The sequence below is a fragment of the Ectothiorhodospira magna genome (assembly GCF_900110965.1).
GTDB classification, from domain to species: domain Bacteria; phylum Pseudomonadota; class Gammaproteobacteria; order Ectothiorhodospirales; family Ectothiorhodospiraceae; genus Ectothiorhodospira; species Ectothiorhodospira magna.
The window spans coordinates 40,007-59,388 of record NZ_FOFO01000019.1 but is presented as its reverse complement, the minus strand read 5'-3'; the positions used below and the strand labels follow the sequence as shown (position 1 = coordinate 59,388).

Below are 19,382 nucleotides of genomic sequence, written 5' to 3'. Positions count from 1 at the left end.
GGGTGCGCCCCTGCGCGCCCGTTACCCAGGGGGACTGGATGGAGAAAAAGTGATGACCGCGCAGCCGCAACGCCAGGATCTGGATACCCAGGAAACCCATGAATGGCTCGATGCCCTGGAGGCGGTGATCCAGGCCGATGGCCCGGAACGAGCCCATTATCTGCTGGAACGGCTGGTGGATCAGGCTCGACGCTCCGGTGCCTTTTTGCCCTATTCCGCCAATACCGCCTACGTGAACACCATTCCGCCCCATCTGGAACCGGAATTTCCCGGTGACGCGGAACTGGAGCACCGGATCCGTTCCTACATCCGCTGGAATGCCCTGATGATGGTGGTCAAGGCCAATCGTATCAGCACCGAGCTGGGTGGGCATATTGCCAGTTTCGCTTCCGCCGCCACCCTCTATGACGTGGGCTTCAATCACTTCTGGCGCGCCCCCTCCCATGCCCATGGCGGTGATCTGCTGTTTGTTCAGGGCCATTCCGCCCCCGGCATCTACGCCCGTTCCTACCTGGAAGGGCGCCTGACCGAAGCCCAGCTGGATCGCTTCCGTCAGGAAGTGGGCGGCGGCGGACTGTCGTCCTATCCCCACCCCTGGCTGATGCCCGATTACTGGCAGTTTCCCACCGTCAGCATGGGGCTTGGCCCCATGGCCGCCATCATGCAGGCCCGTTTCATGAAGTACATGAACGACCGGGAACTGGCCAGCAGCCAGGATCGTAAAATCTGGTGTTTTCTGGGGGATGGGGAAACCGATGAACCGGAAAGTCTGGGGGCCATCTCCCTGGCGGCCCGGGAAAGGCTGGACAACCTGATCTTCGTGGTCAACTGCAACCTGCAGCGTCTGGACGGGCCGGTGCGGGGCAATGGCAAGATCGTGCAGGAACTGGAGGCCATGTTCCGGGGCGCCGGATGGAATGTGCTCAAGGTGCTCTGGGGCAGCTACTGGGATCCGTTGCTGGCCAAGGACACCAAGGGCCTGCTCAAGCAGCGCATGATGGAGGCGGTGGACGGGGATTATCAGAATTACAAGGCCAAGGACGGCGCCTATGTGCGGGAGCATTTCTTCGGCAAATATCCCGAACTCAAGGCCATGGTGGCCAACATGTCCGATGACGACGTCTGGCGTCTGAACCGGGGTGGGCATGATCCCTTCAAGGTCTTTGCCGCCTACCACGCGGCGGTCAACCACGTCGGCCAGCCCACCGTGATCCTGGCCCAGACGGTGAAAGGCTACGGCATGGGGTCCGCCGGCGAGGGGCAGATGCGCGCCCATCAGCAAAAGAAGCTGGGCATGGACGAACTCAAGACCTTCCGCAGCCGCTTCAGCATCTCCCTCACCGATGAACAGGTGGAACGGATGGAGTACATCAAGCCACCGGAGGATGCCCCGGAAATGCGCTACATGCATGAGCGGCGCAAGGCCCTGGGCGGTTTTCTGCCGGTGCGCAAGTCCTCGGTGGCGCCCCTGGAGATCCCGGACCTTTCCTTGTTCGATGGCGCTTTGGAGTCCTCCGGGGAACGGGAGCTGTCCACCACCATGGCCTTGGTACGCATGCTCACCCAGCTGACCCGGGACAAGAAGGTGGGGCGCCATATTGTTCCCATCGTACCGGACGAAGCACGGACCTTCGGCATGGAAGGACTGTTCCGGCAGCTGGGGATCTACTCCTCCGTGGGGCAGCTCTACACGCCCCAGGACAAGGATCAGGTGATGTTCTACAAGGAGGACAAAAAGGGACAGATTCTTGAGGAGGGCATCAACGAAGCCGGTGCCATGTCCTCCTGGCTGGCAGCGGCCACGGCCTACAGTGTCCACGGGGTGAGCATGATCCCCTTTTACATTTTTTATTCCATGTTTGGTTTTCAGCGGGTGGGGGATTTGATCTGGGCCGCCGGTGACATGCGGGCCAGAGGCTTTTTGATCGGGGGCACCGCTGGCCGTACCACGCTTTCCGGCGAAGGGTTGCAGCATCAGGATGGCCACAGTCACCTGATGGCGGCCAACGTGCCCAACTGCATCAGTTACGACCCCACTTTTGCCTATGAACTGGCGGTGATCCTCCATGACGGCCTGCGCCGCATGTACGTCGATCAGGACAGTGTTTTCTATTACATCACCGTGATGAACGAGAACTACCCCCAGCCGGCCATGCCGGAAGGGGCACGGGAGGGGATTTGCAAGGGGTTGTACCTGCTCCGGGAAGGCGGATCGGGGGAGCCGAGGGTCCAGCTCATGGGGTCGGGCACCCTCCTGCGGGAGGTGATGGCCGCTGCCGACCTGCTCCTCAACGATTTCGGCGTGGAAGCGGATATCTGGAGTGCCACCAGCTTCAACGAATTGGCCCGGGATGGCCGGGATACGGCACGCTGGAACCTGTTGCATCCCGAGGCCGAACCCCGCCAAAGCTGGGTCAGTCAATGCCTGGCGGGTCGTCAGGGGCCGGTGGTGGCTTCCACCGATTATGTCAGCGCCTTTGCCGATCAGATCCGCGCCTGGGTGCCGGGACATTACACAGTGCTAGGCACCGATGGGTTTGGCCGCAGTGACCTGCGTTCCCGGTTGCGCCGCCATTTCGAAGTGGACCGCTACTACGTCGCCCTGGCCGCCCTCAAGGCGTTGGCCGATGAGGGGCGTATCCCGATGGCACGGGTCAGCGAGGCCATCGCCAGGTACGAGATCGACGTGGACAAACCCAATCCCCTGCGCGCCTGAAGGGGGCGCATCCATTGACATGCATCACTGGCGGCGGGTTGTGACTTGCCGGCAGTGTATCCAATTTTTCAAAGGAGTTGCGTCATGGGCAACGTGGTTGAAATCAAGGTTCCCGACATCGGTGATTTCAAGGACGTGGAAATCATCGAGGTGCTGGTGGGCGAGGGGGATACAGTCAAACCGGAAGATTCCCTGATCACCCTGGAATCGGACAAGGCATCCATCGACATCCCGGCCCCCCGGGCCGGGACCGTGAAGGGGCTGAAGGTCAAAGTGGGGGATCGGGTCTCCCAGGGGGCGGCCATTCTGGATCTGGAACCGGTGGAGGAGGGCAAGGCAATGGCCGTGGACAGGACTGAGGAACAGCCCTCGCCACGGCAGACGACTGTTGCCCCATCGGACAGGGATGATGCCGAGCCGGTGGAGTCGGCACCGTCCCATGAGAATGCCGGGGATGAAACCGCCGGGTCATCATCCATTCCGAGACCTTCCCCCACGGCAGGGATGGTGGACGAGGCGGCCTTTCGCAAGGCCCTGGCCTCGCCGGGGGTGCGCCGGTTCGCCCGCGAACTGGGGGTGGACCTGGGCAAGGTGGAAGGCAAGGGCCGCAAGGGTCGCATCCTCAAGGAGGATGTGCAGGCCTTCGTCAAGCGCAGCCTGACCGCGCCACCGGCCCTGCCCGGACTGACGCCTCCCAAGGAGATTGATTTCTCCCGGTTTGGCCCGGTCAAAACCCAGGCCCTGACCCGCATCAACCGGCTCACCGGCGAGAATCTGCACCGCAACTGGGTGAGTATCCCCCATGTTACCCAGTTCGACGAGGCAGACATCACCGAACTGGATGCTTTCCGCAAGTCCCTGGCGGCGGAATACAAGGACAAGGACGTGAAAATCACCTTTTTGGTGTTTTTGATGAAGGCGCTGGTCTCGGCCCTGAAGGCGTATCCCAGGGTCAATGCCTCGCTGGATGCCACCGGAGAACACCTGATCCTGAAACAGTACTTTCACCTGGGGATTGCCGTGGACACCCCGGATGGTCTGGTGGTCCCGGTGATCCGGGATGTGGATCGCAAGAGCCTGGTGGAACTGGCCAGGGAGGTGGCCGAGGTGTCCGGGAAGGCCCGCAAGCGGCGGCTCAAGCCCGATGACATGCAAGGCGGTTGTATCACCATCACCAGCCTGGGGGGGATCGGCGGCACCCAGTTCACGCCCATTGTCAATGGGCCTGAGGTGGCGATTCTTGCTGTCTCCCGGGCCAGAATGCAGCCGGTATGGGATGGTCAGGGGTTTGTGCCCCGGCTGATCCTGCCCTTGGCCCTGTCCTATGATCACCGGGTCATCGATGGCGCCCTGGGTGCCCGTTTCACCACCTGCCTGAGTGGTCTGCTGTCGGATATGCGGCGCATGCTGCTGTAGCAGGCTGGTTCCCCATTGCAGACGAGGAGTTTTGAATTCATGGCTCGGACACGCATCGTTTACGTCCCTGATATCGGTGACTTCAAGGACGTGGAGGTCATCGACATTGTGGTGGCACCAGGGGATACGGTCAGGCCGGAAGACCCGCTGATTACCCTGGAATCGGACAAGGCATCTATTGATATCCCCGCGCCTCTGGATGGCACCGTGGTGAAATTACTATTGAGCAAGGGGGATAAGATTTCCAGGGGGGCAGCCATTTTGGAACTGGACATCGACGCCGCCGGCGCCCCTCCAGGGAAAGACACCGGAGCATCAGCCACTGCGCCGTCCCATCCCGACACCCAGCCTCTTCGATCGGCTCCCGAGCCGATGGCTGATGGGGATATCCGTTGTGATCTGCTGGTGCTGGGTTCTGGCCCCGGGGGCTATACCGCTGCCTTTCGCGCCGCCGATCTGGGCCTGGACGTGGTCATGGTGGAGCGGTATCCACAGATCGGCGGCGTGTGTCTCAACGTGGGCTGCATCCCCTCCAAGGCCCTGCTCCACGCGGCCCAGGTGATCGACGAGGCGAAGGACTTTGCCCGCCACGGCATCCATTTCGGCACGCCCCGCATCGATCTGCCCGCGCTGGCGGCCTACAAGGACGGTGTGGTGGGCAAGCTCACCGGCGGTCTGCGGCATCTGGCCGGACAGCGCAAGGTCAGGGTGGTGCAGGGTGTGGGACGTTTCACCTCGCCCCATACCCTGACTGTGGCCGCAGAGGGTGACGAACAGCGAATACGTTTTGAACAGGCCATCATTGCCGTGGGTTCCCGGCCCGTGCATCTGCCCGGATTGCCCTGGGAGGATCCGCGGGTGATGGATTCCACCGGCGCCCTGACGCTTGAGGACATCCCCGATCGTCTGCTGGTGGTGGGGGGCGGCATCATCGGGCTGGAGATGGCCTGCGTCTACGATGCCCTGGGGTCGAAGGTGACGGTCTGCGAGCTGTCCAGGGATCTGATGCCTGGCGCCGACCGGGATCTGGTCAAGCCGCTGGAAAAGCGGCTCAAGGACCGTTACGAGAACATCTTCACCGGTACCCGGGTGGCACGCGCCCAGGCCGTGGACGAGGGTATCCGGGTCTGGTTCGAGGGCGGCAAGGCCCCGGAACAGGACACCTTTGACCGGGTACTGGTGGCGGTGGGGCGTCTGCCCAACGGCGGTCAGATTGACGCGGGGGCGGCGGGCATTCAGGTGGACCAACACGGCTTCATCAAGGTGGACCGGCAGATGCGGACCAACGTCGAACACATCTTCGCCGTCGGCGATGTGGTGGGTGGCCCCATGCTGGCCCACAAGGCCACCCATGAAGCCAAGGTGGCCGCCGAGGCGGCGGCCGGGAAAAAATCCCACTTCGATGCCCGAGCCATCCCCAGCGTGGCCTATACCCATCCGGAAGTGGCCTGGATGGGGCTGACCGAGACGAAGGCCAAGGCGGAGGGGATCGAGTACACCAAGGCGGTCTTCCCCTGGGCGGCCAGTGGTCGTGCCCTCAGCGTGGGGGGCGAGGCCGGTCTGACCAAGCTGCTGCTGGATGATCAGCAGCGGATCATCGGTGCCGGGATCGTCGGTCCCAACGCCGGGGAACTGATCGCCGAGGCCCTGCTGGCCCTGGAAATGGGGGCGGACGTGGAAGACCTGGGGCTGACGGTGCATCCCCATCCCACTTTGTCGGAAACCCTCGGCTTTGCCGCAGAGGTGGCCCACGGCTCCATCACCGACATTCTGCCGCCCCGGCGGCGTTGATGCATTCGGGCGGGGGAATCCTCAACTTCCCCCGCTGGCTGCCGATAATTCTGGGCATGAACGCCCGTTACGCCATTTTGTTGTTCTGTCTGCTGCCCGTTGCCCTTCAGGCCGCTGACTTTGGCCCGCGCATGGAACAGGCCCAGTGGGTTGTGACCCAGGAGCCAGACCTGTGTGAGCTGGTGCAGCCCGTTCCCCGCTATGGCATCGCCCGTTTTCACGCCAGCCCGGGCCGTACCCTGCGGTTTTACCTGGAGCCGCAACTGCCACTGACTGTACCCGGCATGGGACGGCTGTCCCTGCAGCCTCCCGAGTGGCGACATGATCTTGGCTCCCGAAGTCTGGGTCCGGTGCCGGCCATGGCTGGAGATACCCTGCTCCGGCTGGGACGGACTCAGGCTCTGGAATTGTATTATGGCCTGGAAACCGGTCATGAAATTCTGGTTCAGCACCCCGATCCTGGCCGGGGTGCCCGGGAGATTCGGGTCACCCTCTCGCCCCTGCGTTTTCGGGAGGTGCTGGCGGATTTTCGGGCCTGTCAGGGGGAGTTAAGAACCCTGGATTTTGAGATCCTTGATGACTGGCGCATCCATTTCGATTTTGATGAATCCCGAATTCGTTCCGATCAACATGGAGAACTACGGCGCGCCCTGGCTGTGCTTCGGGATAACCCTGACGCCCGGGTGGTATTGGGGGGGCATGCGGACGAACGGGGTACAGTGGCCTATAATGAAGCCCTGTCCCTGCGTCGGGCCAGGGCCGTAGAAGCCTATCTGCGGGGGCAGGGAATTGCCGCTCACCGGATCGAACCCCGGGCCTTTGGTGAGTCCTGGCCTCTGGACCCGGCATCCACGGAAGCAGCATGGGCCCTCAATCGCCGGGTGGACATCTGGCTGACCCGATAGGGGGGCGGGCGTCATCCATCGTCTCTCATCACCGCGGAGCACACCGAACATGCCCAACCATAAGGCCGATGACAGCACTGAACTGGATGCCTTCAACAGCATCATCAGCCGCCTGAACGGATTTCTCTACCGGTGTCGCAACAATGATCAGTACACCATGCAGTGGGTGTCAGGTCGCTGTCGGGAACTGACTGGATATAGTCAGGATGAGCTACGGCAGAACAAGGCGGTGTCCTATGCCTCGCTGATTCATCCAGAAGACTCGGCCATCGTCCATGAGGCCGTCAGCCAGGCCGTGGCCAAGGGCGGCCATTGGGATGTGGATTATCGTATTCGCCACCGTGACGGCAATGTCCGTTGGGTCAATGAAAACGGCGGCCCGGTGCTGGATCAGGACGGCAAGCCGCAATATCTGGAAGGGGTGGTGATTGATATCCGCCGGCGCAAGGATGTGGAATCCGCACGGCATGAACAGATTGCTGCCGTGAGCCGTCTGAGCAATTCCATCATCACCGAGTCCAACCAGATCCTGATCGTGCTCAAGGCGCTGCGCATGCTCAGCCTCAACGCCAGTATCGAGGCGGCGCGGGCGGGAGAGCACGGGCGCGGTTTTGCGGTGGTGGCCAAGGAAGTGAACCGTCTGGCGGATCAGACCGGGCTGTTTGCCGGCAACATCAGCAATCTCATGGTGGAGCTGGAACAGGAACTCAAGCGTCAAATCTGACAACGGTGGTGTTGTCCATTCCTTACCCGGCTCCAGTTTCGCTATACTTGCGCCCCTGTACCACTTACGTCTTTCCCAGGGGTTGCCTTACATGGCCAATGATGTGAAAAAGGTCGTCCTCGCCTATTCGGGCGGGCTGGATACGTCGGTCATCCTCAAGTGGCTTGAGGATACCTATGGCTGCGAGGTGGTGACCTTTACCGCCGACATCGGTCAGGGGGAGGAACTGGAACCGGCCCGGGCCAAGGCTCAGGCCATGGGCGTGAAGGAAATCTACATCGACGACCTGCGCGAGGAATTCGTGCGGGATTTCGTCTTCCCCATGTTCCGCGCCAATGCCCTCTACGAGGGTGAATACCTGCTGGGCACCTCCATCGCCCGTCCCCTGATCGCCAAGCGCCTGGTGGAAATCGCCAACGAGACCGGCGCCGACGCCGTCTCCCACGGTGCCACCGGCAAGGGCAATGACCAGGTGCGTTTCGAACTGGGTGCCTATGCCCTCAAGCCCGGTATCCGCGTCATCGCCCCCTGGCGGGAATGGGACCTGAACTCCCGGGAAAAGCTGCTGGCCTATGCCGATCAGCACGGTATCCCGGTGGAGATGAAGCGGGGCAAGAAGTCCCCGTATTCCATGGATGCCAACCTGCTGCACATCTCCTACGAGGGCGGTCCCCTGGAAGACCCCTGGTTCGAGGCCGAGGAAGACATGTGGCGCTGGAGCGTCTCCCCCGAGGCCGCCCCGGACAAGCCGGAATACCTGGAGATCACCTACGAGAAGGGTGACCCGGTGGCCCTCAACGGGGAACCCATGAGTCCCGCCACCTTGCTGGCCACCCTCAACCGGATCGGCGGCGCCCATGGCATCGGTCGCCTGGACCTGGTGGAAAACCGCTACGTGGGCATGAAGTCCCGCGGCTGCTACGAAACCCCCGGTGGCACCATCCTGCTCAAGGCCCACCGCGCCATCGAGTCCATCACCATGGACCGGGAAGCCGCTCACCTGAAGGACGAGCTGATGCCCCGGTACGCCAGCCTGATCTACAACGGCTACTGGTGGAGTCCGGAGCGACGGATGATGCAGTCCCTGATCGACGCCTCCCAGGTGCATGTGAACGGCGTGGTGCGGATCAAGCTCTACAAGGGCAATGTCATCGTCGCCGGTCGCAAGTCCGAGTCCGACAGCCTGTTCGATGCCCATATCGCCACCTTCGAGGACGATGCCGGCGCCTATGATCAAAAGGACGCGGAAGGCTTCATCAAGCTCAACGCCCTGCGCATGCGCATCGCCGCCCAGCGCGGACGATAGGGGAAAGCAAGTCCCCCTCTCCCCTTGAGGGGAGAGGGGGTGGGTGAGGGTAGGGATACCCCCACGCATTCATCGCTGCCACAGGTATTGCCCGTGAAGCTGTCCAAGCCTCGTCATCCGGTCTGGTTGTTGCTGCTGACCGTCCTGCTACTGCCCGCCTGTGCCACCGTCCCCCCGGAATCCCGTGATCCCCGGGACCCATGGGAGAGTTATAACCGGGCCATGTTCCAGTTCAATGACGCGGTGGATTCCGCCGTGATCAAGCCCGTGGCCCAGGGTTATGAGCGCCATGTACCTCAGCCGGTACAGACCGGCGTCACCAACTTCTTCTCCAACCTGCGGGATGTGGTCAACATGACCAACAATACCCTGCAGTTCAAGTTCCATGACGCCGCCTCGGATCTGACCCGCATCATCATGAACACCAGTTTCGGGGTGTTCGGGCTGTTCGACGTGGCCAGCCCCATGGGGCTGGAAAAGAGCAACGAGGACTTCGGACAGACCCTGGGGCGCTGGGGGGTGTCTTCAGGCCCTTATCTGGTACTGCCCTTTTTGGGGCCAAGCACCCTGCGGGATGCCCCGGCCCGGGTGGTGGACGGAGTGACCCATCCGCTGTACTACTACGATGAAACTGCCGTCCGTAATACCCTGCTGGTGGTGGACATCATTGACATCCGCGCCGGTTTCCTGCCCACCGAACGTGCCCTGGAAGAGGTGGCCACCGACCGCTACATGGCCTTGCGCAATGCCTATCTGCAGCGCCGGGAATTTTTGGTGCGCGATGGTGCCCCCAGTCAGGACCAGTACGATTTATTGCAGGAACTGGAGGACTGGGACGACGACTTCTGAGTCGTCACCGCGCCCGGGAGGCCGGGTTCGGCGTCGGGGCATGGATGCCCCGGCGCAGGGCCTTGTCTGCGCCGCGGATATCCCGCATGTAACTGAGTTGCACCAGCCATTCGTCCAGGGCGCCGAAAAACCGCTCCATCAGCCGGTGCCAGCGGCTCCGGGCCTGCCACTCCCCCAGGGTCCATTCCCGGGCCTGGTCCAGGTCGCCGGTAAACAGCCCGGCCAGTGTCGCCACGGTGTCCGGCGCGGTCACCACCTGGTTGGCCTCCAGGTTCCAGCGCAGGGTCCAGTGATCCAGATTGCTGGAGCCCACGCTGCTCCAGTCGTCACAGATCACGTACTTGGCATGCAGGCAGCGGGGCTGATATTCGAAGATCCTGACCCCCGCCCGCAGCAGCCGCCCGTAGAAGCGCCGCCCCGCATGCCGGACCGCCGGCTGATCCGTCTTCGGTCCCGGCACCAGCAACCGCACATCCACGCCCTGGCGGGCGGCCCGGGCCAGCACCCGGCGCAGACGTAGGGTGGGCACGAAATAGGCCGTGGTGATCCATACCCGCCGCCGTGATTTCTTGACGGCGGCAATCACCGAGCGCATCACCGGGCGCCCCCCCAGGAGACTGTTGCCCACCATCCGGCCATCCACCGGACCGTGGTCACCGGTCGGCGTGGCAGGCACTGTCAGGGGATGGGCATGCCATCGGGACCAGGTTCTGGCAAAGAGGTGTTCCCAGTCCGTCACGCAGGGCCCCCGTATCTCCAGCATGACCTCGTGCCATGCCTGGTCGCCGGCAAAGCGCGGATCAAAGTCATCGGTCAGCCCGGCACCGCCCACGAAGGCCACCTTGCCGTCCACCGCCAGCAGCTTGCGGTGATCCCGGAACAGGGACAGATGGAGCCGCTTCAGACCCAGTGGGTTATACATGCCCAGCTGCACGCCATGGGCCAGCAGACGCCCCCGATCGCTACCGGAGAGGGCCAGGCTGCCGAAATCATCCAGCAGCACGCAAACCTCCACACCATGGGTCGCGGCCAGGCACAGGGCATCGATGAATCGGGTGGTCAGCGCACCGGAACTGCACAGGTACATCTCCAGCAGCACCCGCTCCCGCGCCGATTCGATGGCCTCCACCATGGCGGGAAAGAAATCATCACCATCGACCCTGAGCCGATAACGGTGAGGCCCCCGGGCCGGGGGCGAGCGGTGAGTCTTGAAGGGTGTGTTCATGTGGGGTGTGCTGTGCGCCGGGGGCAACATGATATCCTTGCACGAATCTCACGCGACCGTCATCGAATCATCGGGACGTCATACAAGGGCCGTGCATGTACGCGTTGATCAAACCCTTCATCCAGTTGACCCTCATGCAGAAAGGACCAGAGGACCTGCCGGCCTCGGCCCTGCTGCTATGGCTGTGCATCATCGCCTACCTGGTGGTGGGTCTGATCGTGGCCCTGCCGTTCTATCCCTTCCAGCTGGCCATCCTGCAGACGGGGATGGATCTGGCCATGCTGGCGGGTTATACCGCCCTGTTGCTGTCCTGGCGGGGGCTGCCGGCCCGGTTCAACCAGACCTTGACTGCCTTGCTGGGGACCGGGGTGATTTTGGGGCTGATGATGCTGCCCCTGGTGTACAGTCTGCGGGGCGCGGAAGTGCCCGCCGAGATTCCCCTCTATATCACTGTCGGTTACCTGGTATTGCTGGGCTGGTTGCTTACGGTGTATGGCAATATTCTGCGCAGTGCCCTGGGGTTGCAGACCGTCGCCGGTGGGGTGGCTTTGGCGGTGCTGTATCTGATGCTGGCGGCCATTGCCGGTGAAATGCTCTACACGGCGCTCATGCCGTCATGATTCATGTACATATTTTGGGGATTTGCGGCACCTTCATGGCCGGCGTGGCCCTGCTGGCCCGGGCTGCTGGATATCGGGTGACCGGTTCAGACCAGCAGGTCTACCCGCCCATGAGCACGTTGCTGGCGGCCCAGGGCATCCCGGTCAGCGAGGGTTACGATCCTGCCCACCTGGACCCGGCACCAGATGAGGTGATCATCGGCAACGTGATGACCCGGGGCAATCCGGCGGTGGAGTTCGTGCTCAATCGCGGTATTCCCTATACCTCCGGTCCCCAATGGCTGGCGGAGCACGTACTCAAGGATCGCTGGGTGCTGGCGGTGGCCGGGACCCACGGCAAGACCACCACCGCCAGCCTGCTGGCCTGGATACTGGAGGACGCGGGACTGTCTCCGGGGTTTCTCATCGGCGGTGTGCCGGATAATTTCCAGGTCTCGGCCCGACTGGGGGAGACGCCCTTCTTCGTGGTGGAGGCCGACGAGTACGACACCGCCTTCTTCGACAAGCGTTCCAAGTTTGTCCATTACCATCCCAGAACCCTGATCCTGAACAATCTGGAATATGATCACGCCGACATCTTTCCGGATCTGGCCGCCATCGAGCGGCAGTTCCATCATCTGGTGCGCACCGTGCCGGGGGAGGGGCGCATCCTGTGCCAGGGTCATGACGCCGCGCTCTCAAGGGTATTGGCCATGGGGTGCTGGACGCCGGTGGAGCGTTTCGGAACCGATGGTGGGATGGACTGGCGGGGAGAGGCCCTGAGCCCCGACGGCAGCCATTTTCGTCTCCACCATCGGGACCTCCCGGTGGGCGAGGCCCGCTGGTCCATGCCCGGACATCACAACATGAGCAATGCGGTGGCGGCCCTGGCGGCGGCCAGGCATGTGGGGGTGCCGGTCGAGGCCGGTGTGTCGGCGCTGTCCCGCTTTGCCGGGGTCAAGCGGCGGCTGCAGGTGCGGGGCACGGTGGGCGGGGTGACGGTCCATGACGATTTCGCCCACCATCCCACTGCCATTGCCGCCACCCTTGAGGCCCTTCGGGCCAGGGTGGGGAAGGCCCGTATCCTGGCGGTGCTGGAACCCCGTTCCAACACCATGCGCCTGGGGGTCCATCGACAGACCCTGGCCACGGCGCTGACCGAGGCGGATCGGGCGTTTGTGTTTGCACCACCGGACCTGGGATGGGATATCCAGACGGTGTTGGATGCCCTGGCCGAACGGGGCGAATCGGCCTTTACTCTGGATGCACTCATCACGAGGTTGGTGGCGGTTGCCCGGCCTGGCGACCATATCCTGATCATGAGCAATGGCAGCTTTGGTGGGTTGCACGAGCGGCTACTGGCCGCCCTGGACCCATCGGGTGATATCAGCCGCCTTGCAACGGTGCCCACATGCTGATCCAATGATGTTATGACCCAAGATGATCCCTTCAAGGATGTGCTGGTCATCAGCGATCGTTTGCCGCTGGTGGTTGAGTCTGTTGATCAGGTGCCTGCCGTTGAGGAAATGGCCCGTATCAATGAAACAAACGAAGGATTGCTGCGGGTCTGTGCCAGCATGGACGATTCGCCGCCTCGCCGTACCGAAGATGGAAGCGACATCAGCCAGGAGCTGATTCGCATTGAATCCAAACTTAATTTTCTGGTGGAGATGGTGGGGGCGCTATTGCATGCCCAAACCCTGCTGCCGCCGGCGGTGCCGGTTCAGCTTTCCATGGAGGGCATGGGCTGGGTACAGCCTGAGCCATTGTCGCCGGGTCAAAATTTACGGCTTGATTTTTATCTTTGTCCGCAGCTACCGCGGCCATTGCTGCTGTATGCGCGGGTGATTGCCTGTGAGTCCCGTGGTGACGGTTTTGCGGTGTCGGTGCTGTTCCAGGGGCTAAGTCCTGTCCTGGAAGATGGTATTCAGAAAATGATATTCCGGCGCCATCGTCGTGGCATCGCCCTGAGCCGTTGCAAAACAGAGCGTAACCCTGGCGAATGAGTCAGCCCATTGACAGCCAAAGCCTCCGGCTTGAGCCGTGGGGTACATGACCGGATCTGTCAGGGTTTATTTTTGGAGTATTGAGATGATGGCGGTTTTTTTACTGGAAAAAAAGGACGGGTTTTCCCGGGCAAAATGATGAAAACTCATGACACATCGTTATTGCAGGACAAGGATATCGATCCGGTGGAGGCCGTCCCGGATCAGGTGCTGGTGATGGCACAGGATGAAGATCGTGCCCTGCGCCTGGAAACGGTACTGGATTTTCTCGGCTGCAGGCCCAGGGTGATCGATCCGGCCCACTGGAATGACGACATCGTGCAGACGCCCTGGCTGGCGGTGATGCTCAGCGGTTGTGTGGCCCGCCAGAGGCCGGCCTTGCTGACACAGGTGGCCGATTTGGCCTCCCCGGTTCCCCTGATTCTGGCCGGGGATGCAGGCGAGTTTGCCGAGTTGCCCGATACCTTGCGGACCCGTCTGCTGGGCCGGCTGGATTTTCCCCTGCGTTATCCGGCCCTTTCCGGCAGTCTGCAGACCGCCCGGCATCTGGCAGTGAACGGCGTTGCCCCGGACAAGATCCAGCACCCGGCCCTGTATCGTTCCCTGGTGGGATACCAGCGGGCCATGCAACGTATCCGCGAACTGATTCAGCAGGTGGCCATGACCGATGCCAATGTGCTGATTCTGGGGGAAACCGGTACGGGCAAGGAGGTGGTGGCCCGCAATGTCCATGAATGCTCCGCCCGACGTGGCAAGCCTTTTGTGGCGGTCAACTGCGGTGCCATTCCCGGCGAATTGCTCGAAAGTGAACTGTTTGGTCACGAAAAAGGTGCTTTTACCGGAGCCATCAGTGCCCGGCCAGGTCGCTTTGAACTGGCCCAGGGGGGTACCCTGTTTCTGGATGAAATCGGTGACATGCCCCTGCCCATGCAGGTGAAAATTCTTCGGGTGTTGCAGGAACGCACCTACGAGCGGGTGGGCAGTACCAAAACCCTGACCACGGATGCTCGAATCATTGCCGCCACTCACCGGGATCTGGAAGCCGCCATCGGTGAAGGGTCCTTTCGGGAAGACCTCTATTATCGCCTCAATGTCTTCCCCATTGAGGTGCCCCCCCTGCGGGACCGCCGGCGGGATCTGCCTTTGCTCATCGACGAACTGATCGTGCGTATGGAAGCCGAGGGCCGGCCCGGTGTGCGATTTGCTCCGGCCACCTTGCAGATCCTCGAACGCTATGACTGGCCGGGTAATGTCAGGGAATTGGCCAATCTGATGGAGCGCCTGTCCATCATGTATCCGGGAGAAACCGTATCCCCCGCCGATCTCCCGGCCCGTTTCCGTGCCGGTTTGACGGATCAGGAACTGGAAGACGCCGAAAAGGGGATCGGACCCGGTGACGGGATACCGTCGCCTACTGACCTGCCCCCATCGGGAATTGATCTGAAGGAATATATCAATGACCTGGAAATCAATCTGATCCGTCAGGCTCTTGACCGTTCCGAGGGGGTGGTGGCCCATGCGGCCAAGTTGCTGGGGATGCGTCGTACCACCCTGGTGGAAAAAATGCGGAAATACAGCATCCAGCGAGAGGATGGATGACGAAATAATGGCACTCTGAATATTTTTAATTTTTAAATTTTTGTTTTAAAAGCATTTTAAGTGTCTGGCACGATACCTGCTTTAGTCTGGTTGAAGACTTATCCCTCGTCGGTGTTTCGTCACCATCAGGGGTAATCGATAACCGGACAACATCTCGGAGCAGGTAAGATGACCCAGTCGACACTTCTGACAATGGATTCTCTGGAGGATACAGCCGAGCTGGTGGCGGAAGATCCCCGGAGCCGTGAATTGGTGGAGCTGGCCCGTCGTGTGGCTGCCTCGGAGGCGACCGTGATGCTCAACGGTGAGTCGGGGGTGGGCAAAGAGGTTTATGCCAGGTTCATTCATGCTCACTCCCTGCGCGCCGCTGGTCCCTTCGTGGCTGTCAATTGCGCAGCCATCCCGGAAAATATGCTTGAAGCCATGCTCTTTGGGCATGAGCGCGGTGCCTTTACCGGTGCCTACGAATCCCGTCCCGGCAAATTTGAGCTGGCAGAAGGCGGTACCCTTTTACTGGATGAAATTTCGGAAATGGACCTGTCCCTGCAGGCCAAGCTGCTGCGGGTGTTGCAGGAGCGGGAAGTGGAACGACTGGGAGGCCGCCGTCCGGTGCAAATGGATGTGCGTATCCTGGCCACTTCCAACCGCAACCTCATGCAGGCGGTGGCCGACGGTCAATTCCGTGAAGATCTGTTTTACCGTCTCAATGTCTTTCCCTTGGTCATCCCCCCCCTGCGGGAACGTCCCGGTGACATCCTGCCCCTGGCCAGACGCCTGATTTACATCCACGGTCGTGGTATCGATCAGGCTCGCCTGTCTGCAGCTGCGGCGGCCCGGCTGATGGACCATACCTGGCCTGGCAATGTGCGTGAACTGGATAACGTCATCCAGCGGGCCATGATCCTGCGTGACGGGGAGGCCCTGGACGCTGCAGCCATCCAGTTTGAATCCATGGCCCCTCCCGAGGGTGTACAGACCCGTTCTGTCCCTTTGGCCCCGCGAACCGAGAACCGCCGTCTTGGGGACAGCCTGCGCTCCAGGGAGGAGCAGTTGATCCTGGATGCCCTGAGGGTCGAAGACGGCAGTCGCAAGGACGCTGCAGCCCGCCTGGGCATCAGCCCGCGTACCCTGCGCTACAAATTGGCCAGGTTGCGGGATGCCGGGGTCACCATTCCCTATTGATTGATCATATCGATTCTTGGCCCCATGGCTGAGGATGGGAGGGCTTTAAAATGAGCGACATGCAAATTAATCAGGTACTTCAGCAAATGCGGGTTCTGGCGGCCAGTGCGGGTCTGGAAGGGCCGAAAGTCACAGCCACAACCCCGGTTCAGCCCAATTTTGCTGCAGCACTCAAACAATCCCTGGACAAGGTGAACGGCGCCCAGCAGAAGGGGAATCACTTGTCCACCCGATTTGAAATGGGTGACCCGGATGTGGATTTGGCTCAGGTGATGATCGCCACGCAAAAGGCGAGTGTCTCCTTTGAAGCTGCCACCCAGGTGCGCAATCGGCTGGTGTCCGCCTATCAGGACATCATGAACATGCAGGTGTAGGTCTTATCAGGGAATCATCATGGCCACTTCATTGACCACAACGTTCAATCAGCAGATGCAGGGCTTCACCAGTCTGCCCCGCCAGAGCCAGATCGGCTTGCTGGTGGGGGTGGCCGCGACCATCGCACTGGTGGTGAGCCTGTTCATTTGGGCAACCCGCCCCAGTTACGCCACACTGTTCCCCGGTTTGGGGGAGCGGGAGTCGGCCCAAGTCATGGAGGCCCTGGGGCGTCAGGGCATCAACTATCGCATCGACCCGCTTTCTGGTGCCATTCAGGTGCCCGCCACCAGGGTCCACGAAGCCCGCTTGCAAATGGCAACAGAGGGCTTGCCCAAGGACACTGGCTTTGGGTTTGAGCTGATGCAGCAGGATCAGGGCATCGGCACCAGCCGTCTGGTGGAGACCGCTCGCTATCACCGGGCCATGGAAGGTGAACTGGCCCGCTCGGTGGCCACCCTTTCCAGCGTGGAATTCGCACGGGTGCATCTGGCACAACCCCGGGAATCGGTTTTTGTCCGCGACCGTACCAAGCCCAGCGCTTCGGTGTTGGTGAATCTGCATCCGGGCCGGAGCCTGACAGAACGTCAGGTGGCAGGTATCGTCCATCTGGTGTCTTCCAGTATTCCGGAGCTGGAACCGGAGCGGGTCACCGTAGTGGACCAGCAGGGCCGGTTGCTGACCCCCAGGGATGAGGACGAGGGCATGAACCTGTCCACCCGCAACCTGGAATTTACCCGCCGGGTGGAAGAAAGCTATGTACGGCGTATCATGGAGATCGTGACTCCCATTGCCGGTCCCGATGGGGTGCGTGCTCAGGTTTCCGCCGATCTGGATTTTTCCCGCATCGAGCGGACCATCGAAAATTATGACCCGGAGCTGACGGCCCTGCGCAGTGAACAGCTGGCCGAGGAAGAAACCCGGGGCAATCTGGGCATGATGGGCATACCCGGCGCCCTGACCAACCAGCCGCCTGCTGGTGGCGCCCTGGACGCCGAGGGGGAGGGGGTACTTGGACCGGACGGTGATACCCTGCCTGGTTCCAGCAGCCGCCGCATGACCCGTAATTTCGAGGTGGATCGTACCATCAGCCATGTACGGGAGGCGCCGGGTACTGTGCGTCGTCTGTCGGTGGCGGTGGTGCTGGACTTCCGTGATCAGACCAACGAGGAAGGTGAGCTGATCCGCGCCCCCATCCCCGAGGAAGAACTGCAGCGCATTGAACGGCTGGTTCGGGAGGCAGTGGGATTTGATGCCCGCCGGGGTGACAGTGTTAATGTGATGAATGCCCCGTTCCGCATGGTGGCTGAAACCGATGTTTTCCCTGAGCCGGCCATCTGGCAGGAACCCTGGGTACAGGATCTGGCGAAACTGGCTCTGGTGGCTTTGCTGGCCCTGCTGTTGATCCTGCTGGTGGTACGGCCCATGCTCAAGGGTCTGGCGGCCAAGGGCGCCTCTGAGGCACAAACCGATGAGGCCGGTGGCATCAAGCAACTGGAAGGGGGCGAAAAAGTGGGTGAGGATCAACTCAGTCTGACCCATGACGCAGGAGATCCCCTGCATCTGCCGGGCAAGAAGCCGGCAACCTATGAAGAAAATCTGCAACGGGTGCGCGAACTGATCAAGGAAGACCCCAAACTGGTGGCTCAAGTGGTAAAGAACTGGGTGGCTGACGATGGAAACTAAGAGCGATTTGGCAGGCCCGGACCGGGCCGCAGTATTCCTGATGAGTCTGGGTGAGGCATCCGCCGCCGAGGTACTCAAGCACATGGGGCCCAAGGAGGTGCAGCGAATCGGCACCGCCATGGCTACCCTGGCCAATGTCTCCAAGACCCAGGTGGGCGAAGTACTGGATGATTTCATTGCCGTAGTGGAAGAGCAGACTGCCCTGGGCATGGGGTCGGATGAGTACATACGCAGTGTACTGACCACAGCCTTGGGCAAGGACAAGGCTGATGGTGTGATTGATCGCATCCTGCTGGGCCGCAATTCCAAGGGACTGGAATCATTGAAGTGGATGGACCCCCGTGCCGTGGCTGAGGTCATTCGTCTGGAACATCCTCAGATCATTGCCATCGTATTGTCCTATCTGGATCCAGATCATTCCGCTGCCGTGTTGTCATTCCTGCCGGGCCGTATTCAGCCGGATGTGCTGATGCGCATTGCCACCCTGGACGGGGTGCAGCCGTCGGCCCTGATGGAACTGGACGATATTCTGGAGCGTCAGTTTGCGGGCAATATGAACGTCAAGTCCTCTTCCGTGGGGGGGGTCAAGAGTGCGGCCAACATCCTCAATTTCATGGATTCCACCAACGAAGGCGAGATCATGGACAAGGTGCGGGAGCTGGACGAATCCCTGGGCCAGAAGATTCAGGACCTGATGTTTGTCTTTGCCAACCTGGTGGATGTGGACGATCGGGGCATTCAGTCCCTGCTGCGGGAAGTATCTACTGATTCTTTGGTATTGGCCCTCAAGGGTGCCGACGATGCTGTCAAGGACAAGATTTTCAGAAATATGTCCAAGCGAGCTGCCGAGATGTTGCTGGACGACCTGGAAGCCAAGGGGCCGGTGCGTCTGAGCGAGGTCGAGGTGGCACAGAAGGAAATTCTCGGTATTGCCCGCCGTATGGCCGAATCAGGAGAAATCGTACTGGGCAACAAGGGCGGCGAGCAGATGCTGTAGGCAGTCTGC

16 protein-coding genes are annotated in these 19,382 nt (G+C 61.4%); 15 read left to right on the top strand and 1 reads right to left on the bottom strand.

Annotated features, from left to right (window positions below):
* Positions 1-52 precede the first annotated feature (52 nt).
* The 7 genes from aceE to BMX62_RS08960 all read left to right on the top strand — a co-directional run bounded on the left by aceE (position 53) and on the right by BMX62_RS08960 (position 9,707).
* Positions 53-2,716, top strand: coding sequence for a pyruvate dehydrogenase (acetyl-transferring), homodimeric type (gene aceE / locus BMX62_RS08990; protein ID WP_090207653.1), 2,664 nt, complete (start codon positions 53-55; stop codon positions 2,714-2,716).
* 84 nt (positions 2,717-2,800) lie between these two features.
* Positions 2,801-4,132 (top strand): dihydrolipoyllysine-residue acetyltransferase, encoded by a 1,332-nt coding sequence (aceF, locus tag BMX62_RS08985; RefSeq protein WP_090207649.1) that lies wholly within the window; start codon positions 2,801-2,803, stop codon positions 4,130-4,132.
* Positions 4,133-4,171: 39 nt separating this feature from the next.
* The gene (lpdA, locus tag BMX62_RS08980; RefSeq protein ID WP_090207645.1) at positions 4,172-5,923 is read left to right on the top strand and encodes a dihydrolipoyl dehydrogenase; all 1,752 of its coding nucleotides are present in this window, start codon (positions 4,172-4,174) and stop codon (positions 5,921-5,923) included.
* Between the two features lie 56 nt (positions 5,924-5,979).
* Complete coding sequence (locus BMX62_RS08975; RefSeq protein ID WP_162273525.1) at positions 5,980-6,828, top strand: OmpA family protein; 849 nt, start codon at positions 5,980-5,982, stop codon at positions 6,826-6,828.
* Between the two features lie 49 nt (positions 6,829-6,877).
* Entirely contained in the window at positions 6,878-7,552 is a 675-nt protein-coding gene (locus BMX62_RS13275) for a methyl-accepting chemotaxis protein (protein WP_090207634.1), read from the top strand.
* A 91-nt stretch (positions 7,553-7,643) separates the two neighbouring features.
* The gene (locus BMX62_RS08965; RefSeq protein ID WP_090207629.1) at positions 7,644-8,858 is read left to right on the top strand and encodes an argininosuccinate synthase; all 1,215 of its coding nucleotides are present in this window, start codon (positions 7,644-7,646) and stop codon (positions 8,856-8,858) included.
* 93 nt (positions 8,859-8,951) lie between these two features.
* Positions 8,952-9,707 (top strand): MlaA family lipoprotein, encoded by a 756-nt coding sequence (locus BMX62_RS08960; RefSeq protein ID WP_090207625.1) that lies wholly within the window; start codon positions 8,952-8,954, stop codon positions 9,705-9,707.
* A 4-nt stretch (positions 9,708-9,711) separates the two neighbouring features.
* Here the strand turns inward: BMX62_RS08960 and BMX62_RS08955 are convergent, their stop codons facing one another.
* Complete coding sequence (locus tag BMX62_RS08955; RefSeq protein ID WP_090207621.1) at positions 9,712-10,932, bottom strand: phospholipase D-like domain-containing protein; 1,221 nt, start codon at positions 10,930-10,932, stop codon at positions 9,712-9,714.
* Between the two features lie 95 nt (positions 10,933-11,027).
* Between BMX62_RS08955 and BMX62_RS08950 the strand changes: the two genes are divergently transcribed.
* The 8 genes from BMX62_RS08950 (at position 11,028) to fliG (ending at position 19,373) form a co-directional block, all read left to right on the top strand.
* Positions 11,028-11,552, top strand: a complete 525-nt coding sequence (locus BMX62_RS08950; RefSeq protein ID WP_090207618.1) for a hypothetical protein — start codon at positions 11,028-11,030, stop codon at positions 11,550-11,552.
* Positions 11,549-12,949 carry a UDP-N-acetylmuramate:L-alanyl-gamma-D-glutamyl-meso-diaminopimelate ligase gene (mpl, locus tag BMX62_RS08945; RefSeq protein ID WP_090207615.1) on the top strand — a complete coding sequence of 467 codons (1,401 nt, stop codon included), beginning with the start codon at positions 11,549-11,551 and terminating at the stop codon, positions 12,947-12,949. Before BMX62_RS08950 ends, mpl begins: the two co-directional genes overlap by 4 nt.
* Before the next feature lie 12 nt (positions 12,950-12,961).
* The gene (locus BMX62_RS08940; RefSeq protein ID WP_090207612.1) at positions 12,962-13,537 is read left to right on the top strand and encodes a PilZ domain-containing protein; all 576 of its coding nucleotides are present in this window, start codon (positions 12,962-12,964) and stop codon (positions 13,535-13,537) included.
* A 138-nt stretch (positions 13,538-13,675) separates the two neighbouring features.
* The gene (locus BMX62_RS08935; RefSeq protein ID WP_476588299.1) at positions 13,676-15,136 is read left to right on the top strand and encodes a sigma-54 dependent transcriptional regulator; all 1,461 of its coding nucleotides are present in this window, start codon (positions 13,676-13,678) and stop codon (positions 15,134-15,136) included.
* 168 nt (positions 15,137-15,304) lie between these two features.
* Positions 15,305-16,318 (top strand): sigma-54 interaction domain-containing protein, encoded by a 1,014-nt coding sequence (locus BMX62_RS08930; RefSeq protein WP_090207607.1) that lies wholly within the window; start codon positions 15,305-15,307, stop codon positions 16,316-16,318.
* Positions 16,319-16,368: 50 nt separating this feature from the next.
* The gene (gene fliE, locus BMX62_RS08925) at positions 16,369-16,692 is read left to right on the top strand and encodes a flagellar hook-basal body complex protein FliE (protein ID WP_090207603.1); all 324 of its coding nucleotides are present in this window, start codon (positions 16,369-16,371) and stop codon (positions 16,690-16,692) included.
* A gap of 19 nt (positions 16,693-16,711) precedes the next feature.
* Entirely contained in the window at positions 16,712-18,376 is a 1,665-nt protein-coding gene (gene fliF, locus BMX62_RS08920) for a flagellar basal-body MS-ring/collar protein FliF (protein WP_090207600.1), read from the top strand.
* Positions 18,360-19,373, top strand: a complete 1,014-nt coding sequence (gene fliG / locus BMX62_RS08915) for a flagellar motor switch protein FliG (RefSeq protein WP_420795819.1) — start codon at positions 18,360-18,362, stop codon at positions 19,371-19,373. The genes fliF and fliG overlap by 17 nt, the downstream gene beginning before the upstream one ends.
* Positions 19,374-19,382: the final 9 nt, after the last annotated feature.